Annotated in this window: 12 protein-coding genes and 1 pseudogene; 1 reads left to right on the forward strand and 12 read right to left on the reverse strand. The window is 72.8% G+C overall.

Annotated elements, in window-relative coordinates:
• Positions 1 to 209: 209 nt before the first annotated feature.
• From NX801_RS29925 to NX801_RS31100, 5 genes and pseudogenes are all read right to left on the reverse strand, one after another.
• Entirely contained in the window at positions 210 to 608 is a 399-nt protein-coding gene (locus tag NX801_RS29925) for a hypothetical protein (protein WP_258791107.1), read from the reverse strand.
• Between the two features lie 372 nt (positions 609 to 980).
• Entirely contained in the window at positions 981 to 1,430 is a 450-nt protein-coding gene (locus tag NX801_RS29930; protein WP_258791108.1) for a hypothetical protein, read from the reverse strand.
• Between the two features lie 95 nt (positions 1,431 to 1,525).
• Complete coding sequence (locus NX801_RS29935; RefSeq protein ID WP_258791109.1) at positions 1,526 to 2,029, reverse strand: hypothetical protein; 504 nt, start codon at positions 2,027 to 2,029, stop codon at positions 1,526 to 1,528.
• A 319-nt stretch (positions 2,030 to 2,348) separates the two neighbouring features.
• Positions 2,349 to 2,690: pseudogene (locus tag NX801_RS29940) on the reverse strand (PqqD family protein); the annotation flags it as partial.
• A gap of 179 nt (positions 2,691 to 2,869) precedes the next feature.
• Positions 2,870 to 3,256, reverse strand: coding sequence for an asparagine synthase-related protein (locus NX801_RS31100; protein ID WP_428986270.1), 387 nt, complete (start codon positions 3,254 to 3,256; stop codon positions 2,870 to 2,872).
• Between the two features lie 565 nt (positions 3,257 to 3,821).
• Here NX801_RS31100 and NX801_RS29950 point away from each other — a divergent pair.
• Entirely contained in the window at positions 3,822 to 4,202 is a 381-nt protein-coding gene (locus NX801_RS29950; RefSeq protein WP_258791112.1) for a transposase, read from the forward strand.
• Between the two features lie 48 nt (positions 4,203 to 4,250).
• On the opposite strand, the gene NX801_RS29955 is transcribed toward NX801_RS29950, so the two are convergent.
• From NX801_RS29955 to NX801_RS29985, 7 genes are all read right to left on the reverse strand, one after another.
• Positions 4,251 to 4,958 (reverse strand): aspartyl/asparaginyl beta-hydroxylase domain-containing protein, encoded by a 708-nt coding sequence (locus NX801_RS29955; protein WP_258791113.1) that lies wholly within the window; start codon positions 4,956 to 4,958, stop codon positions 4,251 to 4,253.
• A 96-nt stretch (positions 4,959 to 5,054) separates the two neighbouring features.
• Positions 5,055 to 6,338 carry an MFS transporter gene (locus NX801_RS29960; protein ID WP_258791114.1) on the reverse strand — a complete coding sequence of 428 codons (1,284 nt, stop codon included), beginning with the start codon at positions 6,336 to 6,338 and terminating at the stop codon, positions 5,055 to 5,057.
• Positions 6,323 to 7,594: an ATP-grasp domain-containing protein gene (locus NX801_RS29965; RefSeq protein WP_258791115.1), complete on the reverse strand. Its 1,272-nt coding sequence runs from the start codon at positions 7,592 to 7,594 to the stop codon at positions 6,323 to 6,325. The genes NX801_RS29960 and NX801_RS29965 overlap by 16 nt, the downstream gene beginning before the upstream one ends.
• Positions 7,595 to 7,599: 5 nt before the next feature.
• Complete coding sequence (locus NX801_RS29970; protein WP_258791116.1) at positions 7,600 to 8,868, reverse strand: ATP-grasp domain-containing protein; 1,269 nt, start codon at positions 8,866 to 8,868, stop codon at positions 7,600 to 7,602.
• Between the two features lie 61 nt (positions 8,869 to 8,929).
• Complete coding sequence (locus NX801_RS29975; protein ID WP_428986269.1) at positions 8,930 to 9,703, reverse strand: SDR family NAD(P)-dependent oxidoreductase; 774 nt, start codon at positions 9,701 to 9,703, stop codon at positions 8,930 to 8,932.
• Positions 9,704 to 9,791: 88 nt separating this feature from the next.
• Entirely contained in the window at positions 9,792 to 10,550 is a 759-nt protein-coding gene (locus NX801_RS29980; RefSeq protein WP_258791117.1) for an SDR family oxidoreductase, read from the reverse strand.
• Between the two features lie 9 nt (positions 10,551 to 10,559).
• Positions 10,560 to 14,870: an SDR family oxidoreductase gene (locus tag NX801_RS29985; protein WP_258791118.1), complete on the reverse strand. Its 4,311-nt coding sequence runs from the start codon at positions 14,868 to 14,870 to the stop codon at positions 10,560 to 10,562.
• Between the last annotated feature and the right edge of the window lie 29 nt (positions 14,871 to 14,899).

Below are 14,899 nucleotides of genomic sequence, written 5' to 3' on the forward strand. Positions count from 1 at the left end.
GGGCCTTGCCCGGGGGCGACGGCGCCCTGCGTGCCGCGACCGAGGCCGCCGCGAAAGCCCAGACCCACCCAGCCGGACATCTCCTGGCCGTGCGGGTGGGCGGGTCTGGGCACCCGGGTCCGTTTCGAGCCGGTCCGGCCCACCCTGTGGTCGCAGCGCCTGCCCGAGCGCGCCGCCCGCCCCGCTGGACGGCGCAACCCCGGAGGTAATCACATGACGCCGTACCGGAGCCGTCCGGCATCGACCTCGCCCGCCAGCACGCCCTCCTCACCGCTTGCGGAGCGGCGAAGGACAACGACGCCGTCCGGACGAAGAAGCTGAAGCGGTGTACAGGGACGGCCGTCCGGCGCGACGGACGCGAGCCGCTCGGGCGCGGAGCGGTGATCGGCCTGATGATGACGGAGCGTGTTCTGGCCGCCCCGTCCGCCGGCGGCAACGTCCTCGCCGACATCGACGCCATCCTCACCGCAGCCGCGCCCCAACTCACCGGCTCCGTGCAGGCCGTGGCGTTCGACGCGGACACCGTCCGCCTGGACATCGTCCCCGACACCCCGGCCGTCGGCACGAAGCGGCGCTGCAGTGCGCCGAAGCCGATCGCGGCGGCCCACGAGCGGGTGCGGGGTGCGCCCGTCCGCGCCCTGGCGCCCGCGCCCCTGACGGCCGGCTCCGCCACGGCGGCCGCCGACCGCCCCACCGTCGGCCTCGCCTGCCAGGCCCGGGCCACGAGCGGCCCCGCCGGAGGGCTATCGCCCGGGCGGGGAACGGTTATCCACCATGGCGCCGAGCACGGGCTCATGGCCACACTTGTGGCCGACCCGGGCCCGGCCGAGGCGGAACACTGCAGATGCGGTCCCTTTCGCGCCGGAGCCGGGGGCGGTCCCCCGCTCCGACGAACAGGCGCCCCCGGGCCGGGCCCGCCGCGGGAGCATTCCCGTGCGGTTGGACGGTGGGGGGCAGCGCACGGTCGGCACCCAGCTGATTCAGGGCGCCTTTCTCAGGTCCCTGACCCAGTCGGTGAGCTGTCCGCAGTCGGGGCTGGGGTGTGGTGACCGGCGGGCGAGGGTGATCATGGTGTGGTGGAGTTCCCGTGTCAGGGAGAACAGCCAGCGGCTGGTCCGTCCGGTCGAGTAAGTGGCCAGACGGAACCTGTTGACGGCGGCCGCGTCCGCCGCGTCGATGGTTTGGGCGGGCAGGCCGGCGAGGAACTCGTAGTCCCGCTTCGCTGTGGCTGCCTCCGCCACCGTGCTCAGGGGGATGGCCCGGAGCGTGTCGGTGGTCAGGGGCCGGCCGGCCGCGACGGCGTCGAGCGTCGCGGCGTGCAGGGTCAGGGCGGTCAGGGTGGCGAACAGCTGCTCGCCCGGCTCGACGTCGATCCCGAGGCCGCGCAGGCCCTCGTGGCGTCCGGCCCGGCGCCACGGCTCCTGGTCCATGAGTGGCAGGGCTGCATGCCCCAGGCAGACACAGCAGCGCCAGACACTGTCGTGATCCGGTGGCATGCCGGCCGCCGTCCTCGTCTTCTGCTTCTCTAGGCGCAGGGTTTGGAGAGAACCGGGCTGTAGGCCGTACCGGAAGCGGTGTCGCAGGAGGTCGAGGTGATGCTCCCGACCGTGACGGTGCGCCAGGCGGTGTCGGGATCCCCGGCATGGCCCTGGCGGGTCGTGGAGGCCGTCGCCGACCTCAGCGGCGGCGGGCACCGGTACCGGCGAGGACTCGCCCCTCCGGTCATCCACATGCGGGAAAGGTTGTTGCAGAACTCGACACCGACCTCGCTGTTGCAGGCGGCGGGAGTGGACGAGCAGGAACGGATGCCCCCGGCTCCGGTGATCCTGGAACCGCTGTGGAGGGGCTTCGAGGCGTACGGCTCACGGGTGACGACGCCGGCGGGCGCACCCTCCGGCGACTCCTCCACGCGCAGGGAGACCTCGGGCGGCCCCGGGTTCTCCGGTGGTTCGGCCTGCGCCGCCGGCACGGCGGCGATGAACAGTGCGAGCGACGCCAACCACACGGCGGTCACGGTCCTGACGCGCATGTACGGCTCCTTCGGAGCGGGGCACGGGCGGGACGAAGACCCGATCGTAGAAACGGAAGACCGCATACAGCAGTCACGTTCCCGTCAACCCGCATGGGAACGAGCAGTGGCACCAGCGGCTGGTCCGCCCGGGCCGGTATCCGCTTCGTCGTGCGAGGGCCGCCCCGTCACGCCGACTCCCCGGCCGTTGCCGGCTGGGGTCGAGCAGTGGAGGACGTGGTGGGCGACCCCTTCCAGGCAGGCCAGGAAGCCCGCGTCGGGATCGTCGGTGCCCAAGGTCGCCGAGGCGCCGAACTGCATCGCCCGGGCGATCCGGGCCCTACGAGCCCGTGAGTGCAGACCCCGGCTCGATGTGTTCGCCGTGCCGGCGTGTCCAGGTCTTCACCACCCGGGACGGCCCGTCACCGGTGCGGGCGAGGCTGAGGACAAGGACACCGGCCGGGGCCGCAGCAGCCAACCGTGCGCCGGGTGTCTCCCGCTGATCGGGCTGGTGGGCGGGCAGCAGGAGGCCGGCCGCGTCCAGGTCGGCGGTGAGCGCGGTGAGGTCGGCACGGACCTGTCCAGCGTCGGGGCCCGTCGCCTCCCAGCGGGCGGTGAGCGTGTCGACGGCGTCAGCGGGCATGCCGCCCCGTGCGAACTCCAGCCAGAGCTGGGCACCGACCGGATCGAGGAATCGCCACCGGCTCCGTCCATGGCGGGTGTCCGGTTGGGAGACGCCCTGCGGGGCCGAAGGCGGCGTACAGACCGGTGCGGGTCATCGAGCGGTCTCCTTCACCGTCGCGGTCTCCCACCACGTCTCGCGCGTCAGGGGCGAGGTGGCGAGCCACAGTTCGCTGACGATCAGTGCGCGCAGACCCGCCGGCGGCGCGGGCTCGCCCCGTACCGCACGATCCGGGGCCGCCCGCGCCTCCCCGGCGTCGAGCAGTCCGGCCTGGGCGAGGACCGAACTGGCCAGCAGACGGCGCCAGGCGGGGGGCGTTGGCCCGCGGACCGGCGTAGACGCTGCCGGTGAACGCGGTCTTCGTCGGGCCGGTCCGGCAGGACGGCGGGGACAACACCGGTGAACGCGGCGCGGGCCAGGGGCTTGAAGTCGCCCGGCCGCATCCGCTGCCGGCCGGGGATCGCGTGGCAGGCGACGATGGCGGCCGTGTCCCGGAGCGGGGTACGGACGGGAAGGCCCCACAGGTGGCGGGCGGTGGCGTCGTAGGTGGCGTGCCCGTCGCGCATCAGCTCCAGGGCAAGGCGTTCGTGCACCTGCCCGGGGCCGGCGTGCGGGTCGGCCACTCGGCACGGGCCCCCACCAGCTCGGCAACGACCGCCCGCCCGGCATCAGTCAGCCACGGCGCGGACGCGGTCGTGCCGCACCAGGCCGGCATCTCGGTGGACGCGGTCCCTCCGGATGAGACAGGCCGGTCGGCCCGTTCAGGACTTCCGCCGGCACGGTGAGGGGCCGCGGGTGGCTGGTGGCCTGGGTACGGGCTGCCTGACGCAGCAGCGGATGGTCCGCCGAGCGCCGGGCGCGGGCGAGCGCGACAGTCCGGCGACACGCCTCCGGACGCCTGCCTGCCCGGTACTGGTCGGTGACCATGCTCGGCACGGCGTCCAGGACGTCGTCGCCACCGCGCGCGGTCAGATGCGCCCGTGAGCCGTACGCGGTCCCCGGAGCGAGTTCCGGGGCCTTGATCGCCGGCAGCCCGAGCGGGAACGGCGGCGTATCGGTGAACGGCTGCCCGGCCGGATCGGCCGGCCCGTCGAAGTGCCGGACGCCGTCGCTGGTGCCGCGCGCCCACGCGTGCGTGATCGAGGTGCGGTCACCGGCGATCTGCTCGGCGTACAGCAGTGGACCGCCTCCGAGCCCGGCCGGCGCATGCTCACCCCCCGGCCCGAAGAGCCCCACCAGGCCCTGGTCCGGGCCCGCACCGAGCAGAGGACCGGCACCTGGAAGGCGAAGTACGCCCTGCGCTCCGGGATCGAGAGCGTCATCAACCAAGCTCTGGACTTCACCGGCATCCGCCGGGCCCGCTACCGCGGCCTGCCGAAAGTCCGCCTCCAGCACGCCTTCTCCGCCACCGCGGTCAACATCGTCCGCCTCGCTGCCTGGTGGGCCGACCCGCCCCCGCGAGGGCAGCGAACCAGCCGTCTCGAACGCCTCAGCTACCACCTCACCGCTTGAGGGAATGAGGCAGCAGAGCCGCGTTTCGGGGCCACATGGACTTGGCCGTCAGGCCGCATGCATCACGTCGTACTTGGAAGCATCGACGAACTGCGGCGCCCACTTCTTCTTCTGCCAGAGGAAATACCGGTTCAGCAGACCGGCGAACATGCCCATCGGGCGTCGGAAGTCGATGATCACGATGACCCGCGGCTCCTCGCTCTCGTTGATCACCTCGTGTTCGAGCGAGACATCCAGAACGACGCCCTCGCCCTCCTTCCAGGTGTAGTAGTCCCGGTCGAGGCGGATCGTCGGCGGGTTGTCCTTGGGAATCCGCAGCCCGAGGTGGTATCGGAGGATGCCCGCGTACGGGTCCTTGTGCGGCGGCAGCGGGACGCCCGGGTCCAGGATCGAGACGAACGCGTTGACCACGTTCGGCGTGGACTCGGCGAAGGACAGCAGCGAGGGCAGCTCAGCGCGGGCAAGCTCGTTCGGGCGACCGAACATGTAGGCGTAGTACAGCTTCCAGTCCTCGGAAACCTGCGCGGCCCGGACCGGGTCGAAGGTGCCGTACTTCGGGATGTCCCGGTTCCTGAGCAGCGTGTCGACCTCGGCCTGCAGGGTCGGGAACGCCGCCTCCAGCCTGCGGACCGCGGGGAAGACGGTGGGCGAGGCGATGACGCGCGGGCGGTTCGGGCCGCCCGCCGTTCGGAGGAAGACCTTGTTGGCGAGTTCCCGTATCCGCGCGTTGTTGGTGCTGGGCGAACCCTTCGGCATGAGTTGCTCCCGTCGGTCGTGTGTCGCGGTCGTCGTTCGGTGGTGGTCCTCGTCGTTCGGTCGTGCCCGCGCTTCGGCTCGCGTCGCGCTCGCTGGTCAGATGGGCGTCGGTTCGCGTGCCGGGGCGCGCCGCCCGCCCGGCAGAACCTGGCCGGCCACGCACCGCCCGGTGCCGATCGCGCCCATCAGCAGCACCCAGCCGGCCACCGGCAGCGCGGTGAGCAACGCGCCCACCAGCAGCGGGCCGATCGCGCTCTGGGTGGCCTCGCCGACCACGCAGGCGCTCTGGTAGAAGCCGTGCTCGCCCTCGGCGGCCAGGGTCGCGGAGAGCCCCCACTCACCCGCGGCCTCCAGCAGCTCACCCACCGTCAGCGCGATCGTCGCCGCCACCAGGAGCACCGCCTGCACGGCCGTCGGCACGTGGCTCACCGCGGCGAGCAGCACGCAGCAGCCGCCGGTCCAGAACGCCGAGCCGCGGAAGCAGCGCAGCGCCCCCTCGCTGGTCGCGGCGCGCCGGCTTACCGCGATCTGGCCGCTGATGGTGATCACCGTGTTGGTCATGAACAGCCAGCCCATCGCGGACACCGGCACGTCGGTGTGCTCGGTGATCCACAGCGGCAGCACGGTGGTGAGCAGCGTGGTGTGCACCGTCAGGACTGCCGTGGACAGCGCCAGCAGCGCCCCGCTGCGTCCCCGCCGGCCGTCCGGCCGCGCCGCGTCCGCCTTGTTCGCCGCCGCCTGATCCGCCCGGTTCGACGGGTCAGCCGCCGCCGTTGCGGCCTTCGCCGGGCGGCGCCGACCGAGCGACGTGAGCAAGAAGCACATCGCCATCAGCAGGTACACCCCGCCGATCACCCCGTACGTCCACCGGTATCCGGACGCCGAGCCCGCCGCGAGCAGCCGCACCGACACCAGCGCGCCGAGGGCGAACCCGATGTTGGTGACGGTCCGGGCCCAGGCCAGGCCCTGCACCCCGCTGCCCGCCGCGCCGGCGATGAGCGCCCGGCGCACCACGTTCCCGGTGCTGTCGAAGCCGCCGGCCGCGCAGAGCACCACCATCAGCAGCCAGGGGGTGTGCACCTGGGCCGTCAGCGGGATCAGGACCGCCGCGACGACCGCCGACAGCGCCCCGGCCTCGCGGCCCCGCCCCCGGTCGATCAGCACCCCGACCGGGAACGCCACCGCGACCGAGGCGGCGCCCCACAGCGACAGCGCGGCGGAGGCGACCAGGGTGCCCAGCTGCGCGGTCTGCAGCAGGTAGATCATCACGGTGGAAAGGAAGGTGCCCTTGCCGATGGACAGCACCAGCGTCGCCGCCATCAGCCCGCCGGTGCCCTGCGGCGGCCGGGCAGACGCCAGGGCAGTCAGTCGGTCGCGCACAGCCCGCTCCGACCGGCCTGCCAGATCCGCGTCGTGCCTTCGTGGTCCTCGAAGTGGAAGCGCAGCCGGGCCAGGCAGCGGTCGACGGTCGTCACCATCGCCGCGTGGTCGGCGGCCCGGCCGGACAGCATATCGAGCCAGTGCGAACCGGTCTCCGGCGGAAGCCGGGTACCGGGCGCGACTCGGGACAGGTACCCGGAGACGCCCTCTTCCGTGCGGACCGCGTCCACGCCGTCCACCCGGTGCAGCACCCCGCCCGCCAACGGCGGATTGTTGAACCAGTGGAACTCCACCCGGTCCGCGAGCACCTGCGGGATCGGCCCGACCGGTCGGCCGCAGGCCGCGGCGATCCCCATCGCCAGCAGGTCCGCGCCGTTCGCACGACCGTACAGCTCGGCCACGTACCCGCCGATCCGGCCGTTCACCTCGATGATCCGCGGGCCGTCCGCCGTCAGCTTGATCTCGGTGTGGGTGTGTCCGCGCCGGACCCCCAGCGCGAGCACTGCCTCGGCCGCCAACCGGGTGACCTCCTCCGCCTCGCCCGGCGGCAGGAACGCGGGTGTGAACGCGCCCTGCTCGCGGAACGGCGGAATCTGCGGGAACTTGCCGCTGATACCGATCGTTCGCACCCGGCCGGCCTCGACCACCGCCTCCACCGAGACGTAGTCGGCCAGGTCACCGGACTCCCGGCCGCGCAGGAACTCCTCCACCACGAACGGGCGTTCGGCGCTCGGCGCGAGATCGGCCGGCAGCGCGCCCGGCTGTGTCACCAGGAAGGTGTCCCGGCTGCTCTGGCTCCGCACCGGCTTGACGATCACCGGCTCGTCCGCGGCCGCGATCTCTGCGAGCGCCTGTGCCCGGTCGGTCACCACGACCGAGCGGACGGCGTCCACCCCGGCCTCGGCGAGCCGCCGGCGCTGCGCCCACTTGTCGGTGAGTAGGGTCATCGTCTCGGGGGAGTGGAACGGAAGGCCGAGGCCGTCGCCGATCCGCGAGGTCAGCGGAACCATCGCCTCGCTGAACGTGGTAACCCCCTCGGGCGCGTGCTTGCGCAGCAACTCGACTGTATCGTCAGGCCGTTCCGGATCGTGCGGGACGACCGAACCGAAGTCGGCGTACTCGGCGAACTCGGCCTCGGACAGCGCGCCGGCCAGCGGCACGAAGGCCGGCTTCAGCCCGTACTTGTCCGCAGCTGCGGCGATCTCGGGCGGCCGGACGGCCGCGCCCGGGACGACGGCCACTACCACGCTCGTCATATCTCTCACTCACACTCGTCGGGGCGGATCTGGTACACGCGGTCCTTGAGCTCCTCGATACACCGGCGGTCGCGTCGTATCGCGTCCGCCGACGGACCGGACAGGAAGATCCGCATGGTGCTGGAGTAGAGGTCCACGGTCGGGCGAATCCGCCCGCCTGGCTCGATCTTCACATTGAGGCCGAACACCGTTTCCAAGCCCGTGAGTTCGGCCACCACCTGCTCGTCCACGCCGGTCACCACCCCCGACAGCCCGGTCGAGGTGGTGCAGCAGACCGCCTCCTCCCGCTTGGTGTAGCGCCGCCCCGCGTACTCGGCGAGGAAGCGCTCAGGCTCCAGGTGCGCGAGCGCGGTCAGGGTGGCCTGGTTGCCGCCGGTACAGCGGTCGTGGAACCGGGGGTGCATGTTCCCGGCGATCCGCGAGCCGACCTCGACCAGGGCCGGGCCCTCGGGGGTGAGGATCGCCTCGGCGTGGGTGGGCCCGTAGTCGATGCCCAGGGCGGCCAGCGCCCGGTCCACGTAGGCGATCAGCTCGGGCACCGGACCCTCGTCCGGCCCGAGCAGGTGCTCCCAGTCGTAGATGTTGCGGCCGTTGCGCAGCAGCCGCTTGTGGTACTGCCAGACCCCGCACACGTAGCGCCGCCCGGAGTAGGAGACCATGTCGATCACGTACTCCTCGCCCCGCAAGTAGGACTGCGCAAGGGCCTCGCGGTTGGTCTCGCCGTAGATCGTGTCGGAGCCCAGCACAGCCCTGGCGGCGGCCAGCACCGCGGCGGAGTCGGCACAGACGTAGACGCCATCGCCGGCTGCGGACTTCAGCGGCTTGACCACCACTGGGTAGCCCGCGACCTGCTCCGCCCAGTCGCGCAGCTGCGCCGCGTCGTCGCCGACGAACTGGTCGGCGCAGTGCAGTCCGGCCGCCCGCAGCGTCTCGATCATTCGGTACTTGTCCCGGCGGGCCGCCGACAGCGTCGTTCTGTTGCTCGGCACACCCAGCGGCTCCGACAGCAGGTCGGCCAGCTCCACACCGGGCTCCTGGCCGGCGAGGACGGCGACCGGCGCGTACGCCGCGAGCTGCTCCACGGTCCGGTCGAGGTGCTCGTGAACGATGGTCGCCCGGTAGCCGCTCAGATCGGGGGCGGGCATCGAGGGCATGAAGTCGGGCGTGCTCTGAACGTGCACCGTCTCGGCGCCCAGGGCGGTGAACTCCGGTAACAGGTACTTCCCCGAGGTGTAGGCGTCGACCAGCACCACGACCGGTTTGTTGCCTTGCAAGGGAACTCCTCGTGCGCGTCGTGGACTTGTGCACTCGTGCGGCCGACCCGGCGGCCGGAGGTCAGTGGGACGAGAAACCCCCGTCCACGAAGAGGGTCTGGCCGGTGACGTACGAGCAGGCGTCGCTCGCCAGGAAGACCGCCACCCCAGCGAAGTCGCCCAGTTCGCCGTTCCGGCCGGCCATCGTGCGCAGGGCCATCGCCTCGACGCGCGCCGGGTCGCTGAAGACGGGCTCGGTCAGCGGCGTCTTCACGAAGCCAGGTGCGATCGCGTTGACACAGACCCCCCGGGCCGACCAGGCCTCCGCCTGCGAGCGGGTCAGCGCGCTCAGCGCCGCCTTGGACACCCCGTACGCGCCGCTGTTGCCGAATGCCCGGATCGCCTGCTGGGATGAGATGTTGATGATCCGCCCCCAGCCGCGCTCCGCCATCTGCGGTCCGAAGCGCTGGCCGAGCAGGAACGGCGCGTCCAGGTTGGTGCGCATCGTGCGGTCCCAGTCGCCCTCGCTCAACTGGCTCAGCGGCGGCCGCAGGTTGACGCCTGCCGAGTTGACCAGGACGTCCGGGACGCCGTGCCGCTCCAGCACGGTGTCGGCAAGCCGGTGGATCTCCGCGCGGTCTCCCAGGTCGGCAGCGACCCAGTCCGCCGTGGCGCCCTCGCCCCGCAGTTCTCGAGCCGCCCCGGCCAGCGGCTCGCGGCGACGTGCGGTCAGCACCACCTCCGCGCCGGCCCGGGCCAGCACGCCGGCGATCGCCAGCCCGATCCCCGAACTTCCGCCGGTGACCAGGGCCTTGCGGCCCTTGAGCGAGAACAGCTGGTCGAGGTACGCGTCCACAATGGCTCCTTCGAGGTGATGGGACTCGCGGCGACCAGCCCGTCCGGCCGGCCAGGCCGAGGCCGCTTCGCGCACCCGCCGTCCGGGCTCAGGCCCGCTGGCGCGTGGGGCGGAGACGGATGTCGTCGAGGTGGACGTGTGCCGGGCGCCCGATCACGTACCCGATGACGTCGGCGACGTCCTCGGGCACCAGCAGCGGCCCGTTCTCCTCGGCGACGGCCTCGAACCACGCCGCATCGTACCCAGCCGACTCCTGGAATCCGGAGCGGACGAAGCCCGGTTCGATCAACGTGACTCGGATGTTGTGCGTGCACACTTCCTGCCGCAGCGCCTCCACCAGCGAATGGACCGCGAATTTGGTCGAACCGTACACCGGGTTGGCGGCCGACACCTGTCGGCCGACGGTCGAGCCGATGACCACGAGGTCGCGCACCTGCGCACCGCCGTCGGCCTCCGCCTGCTTGCGGAACTCGGCAGCCACCGACCGCATCTGGCGCAGGACTGCGAGATAGTTGGCGTCCACCAGCTCGGCCCAGCGCTCCGGGTCGGAGCCCAGCACGGTGCCCGCCAGCCCCTGCCCGGCGGAGGCTACGAACACGCTGGCCGGACCCCACTCCCGCTCAGCCACGGCCAGCAGTTCCTCGGTGTGGCCGGGCCGCGTGATGTCTCCGGTCACCGGAATGGTCCGGCCGGGCTCGGTGCGTGACTCCTCGACCAGTTCGGCCAGGCGTTCGCCGCGCCGGCCGGCGGCCACTACGTGCAGGCCCCGGCCGGCGAGCTCGCGGGCGGTGGCCCGCCCGATCCCCGAGGAGGCCCCGGTTACGACGGCGATGCGTGCTTCTGTCATGTCGAACCCTTATGTTTGAGCGGTCGGCTGGTGGTGCGTACGGGTGAAGCGGAGTTCGCCCTGGTCGATCAGGCCGGTCAACCAGTCGCGCAGCCACGCGCGGTCCAGGGCCGGGAACTCCACGTCCAGGTGGGCGAGCAGGCGGCGAGTTCGACCGTGGTCGTAGCGGACGTTGCGTTCGGGTCGGCTCGCCCAGAAGTGCGCCAGGGCGATCTGCTCGTCGCCGTCGGCCAAGTGGCCCGCGAACAGCGGCGCGAAGTCGGCGGCCTCGTCCGGCTCCAGGACGAAGCCCAACTCCCGCAGGGCGGCGAACAGGTCCGCGTAGCGCAGCTCGTGGTGGGTGTCCACGTGGAATGTGCCGCCGGACACCCGCTCGCTGCGGGAGATCGCCAGGATTCCCTCGGCCACCACGTCCACCGGGCTGAGCGCGACCGTCCGGGCGTCGACCCGGGGCACCCGGCCGATCCGCACTGCGGCGCGAAGGAGCTGGACCAGTCGGCTGTCGCCGCCATTGCGCTGAAAGCGCCCGGTGACGGAGTGGCCGCTGACGTTGCCGGAGCGGTAGACGAAGCCCGCACCACCGGCTGCGGCGAATTCGTGGACGATCCGCTCCGCGTCGTACTTGCTGCGCTCGTACCCGTTGAGGAACTGCTGGCCGATGTTGAGGCTCTCCTCGGAGAAGACCGCCGGCTCGCCCTCCGGCCCGGTGCCGCAGACCGCGAGGGTGGACACATGGTGCAGGTCTTTGGGCCGACCGGTGGTGGCGAGTCCGACGACGGCCCGCACCGGTTCGGTGTTGAGCCGGCTGAAGGTCTCCAGGTCGCCGAACAGCCGGGTGTCGGCGGCCAGGTGGTAGATCGCGTCGACCTCGCCGGCCAGCCGCCGGTACTCTCCACCGGGCAAGCCGAAGCCGGGCTCGGCAAGGTCACCGGTCAGCACGGTGAGCCGGTCGGCGTACACATCGGGGTGGGCGTCCGGCAGGTACCAGCCGAGCACCTCGCGCAGCCGCTCGGCGGCAGGGCAGCCGTCGCGGTCACGGACCAGGCAGAGCACCCGGCCGCTGGTGCGGGTGAGCAGCAGGTGCAGCAGGTGCGGGCCGAGGAAGCCGGTGGCGCCGGTGAGCAGCACGGTGCCGTACTCGCGGACGCTGCTCCGCCTGCCGCTGCCATGGGCCGGCTGCTCGCAGCGCAGCGCACGCGGGACCTGGACGAGCAGGCCGGTGGTGGAGCCCGGCTCCACCACGAACTGCCCGTTCTCCGGCGGGATTCCGGCGGCCTCCAGCAGGTACGCCCGGGTGGCGCGGGCCAGGTCGAGCAGTTGTCCGGGATCGTGTGTGAGCGCGGGGTAGGACAGGTCGGCGACGAGCTGGCCGTCGTGGAGGCGCGCGGTGAGCTTGAGGGCGTACCTGCGGTCGTTCTCCGGCCCGCGGACCGGGCCCGGCCGGTGCCGCGAGGGCGTGAGCCGCAGCTCGTCGTCCTGCGGGAGGGGTAGCGTGCCCAGGTAGTTGAAGCACAAGTCGGTACGCTGCGGCAGGCCGTGCAACCCGTAGGCGACGCCGAGCCGGGGCACGTCGGCCAAGGCGGCTGCGGCGGCCTTGCCGGTGGCCGCCGGGTCGTCGGCAACGGTGGCGACCCGGACGGGAAAGGTCGAGGTGAACCACCCCACCACCCGGGAGACGTCGAGAGCGTCGTCGAGCGGGAGCCGGCCGTGGCTCTCGACGTCCACCATGACCTCGTCCGTGTCGCGTGCCCCGGCCAGCGCCTGGGCGAAGGCACCGAGCAGGGTGGCGTGCGGGGGAAGTCCGGTACGGGCCGGGGCGGTACGGGTCAGCGTGTCGGTCTGGGCGCGGGAGAGCCGGAACCAGACCGTCTCGGCGTCGTCCTCGCGGTTGGCGCCCCCGGCGGGGAGGGGGGCCGGCGTGCCTGTGCCCTCCCAGTGGCTGAGGTCTCCGGCCAGGGCGGGCGCCTGGGTGCGCAGGTGGGTCGCCCAGGCGCCGAAGTCGGTCGGCGCGGGCGCGAGTGCCGGGGTGCCGCCGTGCAGCCGCTCGCCGTAGCAGCGGGCGAGGTCGCCGGTCAGGATGCGCCAGGAGACGGCGTCCACGCACAGGTGGTGGGCGACCAGCAGCAGGTGGGCCCGTTCGGTGCCGCGGAACAGGTGGGCCTGGAACAGGGTGCCGTCCTCGATCCGGATGCGCCGCTGGCAGGCGGCGGCGGTCTCCTCGATGTGCCGGCCCTTCTCGGCCGCGTCGGCGGGCAGGGCGGAGCAGCTGAAGCGCGTGGCGGCCTCGGTGAGGACCCGGCGGACACCGTCCGGTCCGGGGCGGAAGGCGGTGCGCAGCAGCGGGTGCAGGCATACCACGTCGGCCACCGCGGCGGCCAGCACCTCCTGTCGCACGGACCGGTCGGCGTCCAGCAGCAGCGCCTGGTTCCACTGGTCGGGTTGGGCGAACCGCTGCCGGAAGAACCACTCCTGGGCGGGGGACAGCGCGGTGTCCTCGGCCGGGAACGGGCCGGTCGGGCGGTCCGCGGCACCGGGCACCTCTCCCGCGGCGCCCGCCCTCAGTCGGGTGGCAAGGGCCGCGGCGGTGGGCTCGGCGAGGAAGGCGGCGGCGGACACCTGGTGGCCGCGGGACTGCAGGTCCGCGATGACCTGGATGGCGTCGATGGAGTTGCCGCCAATGGTGGTGAAGTCGTCGTCGAGGCCGAAGTCGTCGTGACCGAGCTGGCGCCGCCACGCCGCCAGGACCTCGGCGAGCAGCGGGTCGTCGTCGGCCCGGGCGCCGCGGCCGCGCGCGGCTGGGCGTGCCTCGACCAGCCGGCGCAGCTCGACCTGGTCAGTCTTGCCGTTGCTGGTCCGGGGGAAGACGTCGAGCACCTCGATCCGGTCCGGGACCATGTAGGGGGGCAGCACCTCCCGGACCTGAGTCCGGAAAGCGGCCGACCGGTCGCCGGCGCCGGGGGCGCTGACCACCGCGACCAGCCGGGCCTGTTCTCCGGGCAGCACCATCGCGACGGCACCCGTGACGCCCGGCAGTCGGCGCAACCCCACCTCGACATGGTCGAGTTCGACCCGGTGGCCGCGCACCTTGACCTGCCGGTCGCCGCGGCCGAGGAACTCCAGCACGCCGTGGGCATCGGCCCGGACCCGGTCACCGGTGCGGTAGGCCCGGCCGAGACCGGGGTGGAGCGCGGCCAGCTCCTCGGTGAACGCGGCCGCGGTGGCCTCCGGGTTGCCGCGGTAGCCGAGCGCGACGGACGGGCCGGCGATGTACAGGTCGCCGATCGCCCCGCGCTCATGGAAGACGCCGTCCGGGGTACGGACGAAGAGCCGATTCGCACCGAGGGGGCCGCCGATCGGCACCGAGGCCGCGTTGCCCAGGGCGTCGAGGTCGGCCTCGGTGCGCAGGAGGTGGGTGGCGACGCCGACCGTCGCCTCGGTCGGGCCGTAGTGGTTGACCAGGGTCGCGGTGACGCCGGAGGCGAGGACCCTGCGGGCCAGCGGCACCGGCAGCAGTTCGCCACCGAGCAGCAGGTGGCGCAGCCTCGGCCGGGTGGCATCGTCGAGCCCGTGGGCCTGGAACAGCACGCTCCAGTGCGAGGGCGTGGTCTTGAGGACGTCGATCCGCTCGGCCTCCAAGTAGCGCAGCAGGCCCGCCGGGTCGCGCCGGGTGGCGTCGTCCACCAGGTGCAGGGTGCCGCCGGTCCACAAGGCGAGGAAGACGCAGGTGTTGCCGAGGTCGGCGGCGAGCGTGGTGACGTGGGCGTAGCGCAGTGGCTCGGTGATGCCGAGCCGGTTGAGCAGGGCCTCGGTGTAGTGCCGGATGTTGGCGTGGGTGACCATGACACCCTTGGGCACCCCGGTGGAGCCGGAAGTGTGCAGGACGTAGGCGGTGTCCGCCTCTCCGGGCCCGGCGTCCTCCAGGGCGCCCCCGGGAACGTCCTCCGGGACGTTCTCGTTCACGTCGAGGACCTCGAGCCCGTGCCGGCGCAGCTCGTCGAGGTAGGGCGGCGCGCCGAGCACGAGGTCGGTGCGGGCCGCGCCGAGGCGGCCCGCACCCTCGGAGACCGGGTCGGTCGGGTCGATCACGGTGTACGCGGCGCCGGTGGCGAGCGCGGCCAGCAAAGCGGCGACGGCGGCGGGAGTACGGTCGAGGTGGATGCCGACCAGGTGTCCGCGGCCGATGCCCCGCCACCGCAGACGGCGGGCCAGCCGGGAGACCGAGACGTCGAGCTGTGCGTAGGTCAGACAGTCCTGGCCCACGACGACGGCCGGGTGGTTCGGGTGAGCCTTCGCGTGCGTTTGGACCAGAGCCGGGAGCATCTGCTGTCGTCCTCTGTGTGTCGACTCGT

This window comes from Streptomyces pyxinae (assembly GCF_024756275.1).
GTDB classification, from domain to species: domain Bacteria; phylum Actinomycetota; class Actinomycetes; order Streptomycetales; family Streptomycetaceae; genus Streptomyces; species Streptomyces pyxinae.

Coding starts and splice junctions, on each gene's coding strand:
- NX801_RS29930 (WP_258791108.1), bottom strand. CDS start 1,430: ATGGACCAGGAGCCGTGGCGCCGGGCCGGACGCCACGAGGGCCTGCGC.
- NX801_RS29935 (WP_258791109.1), bottom strand. CDS start 2,029: ATGCGCGTCAGGACCGTGACCGCCGTGTGGTTGGCGTCGCTCGCACTG.
- NX801_RS31100 (WP_428986270.1), bottom strand. CDS start 3,256: ATGCGCGACGGGCACGCCACCTACGACGCCACCGCCCGCCACCTGTGG.
- NX801_RS29955 (WP_258791113.1), bottom strand. CDS start 4,958: ATGCCGAAGGGTTCGCCCAGCACCAACAACGCGCGGATACGGGAACTC.
- NX801_RS29965 (WP_258791115.1), bottom strand. CDS start 7,594: ATGACGAGCGTGGTAGTGGCCGTCGTCCCGGGCGCGGCCGTCCGGCCG.
- NX801_RS29980 (WP_258791117.1), bottom strand. CDS start 10,550: ATGACAGAAGCACGCATCGCCGTCGTAACCGGGGCCTCCTCGGGGATC.
- NX801_RS29985 (WP_258791118.1), bottom strand. CDS start 14,870: ATGCTCCCGGCTCTGGTCCAAACGCACGCGAAGGCTCACCCGAACCAC.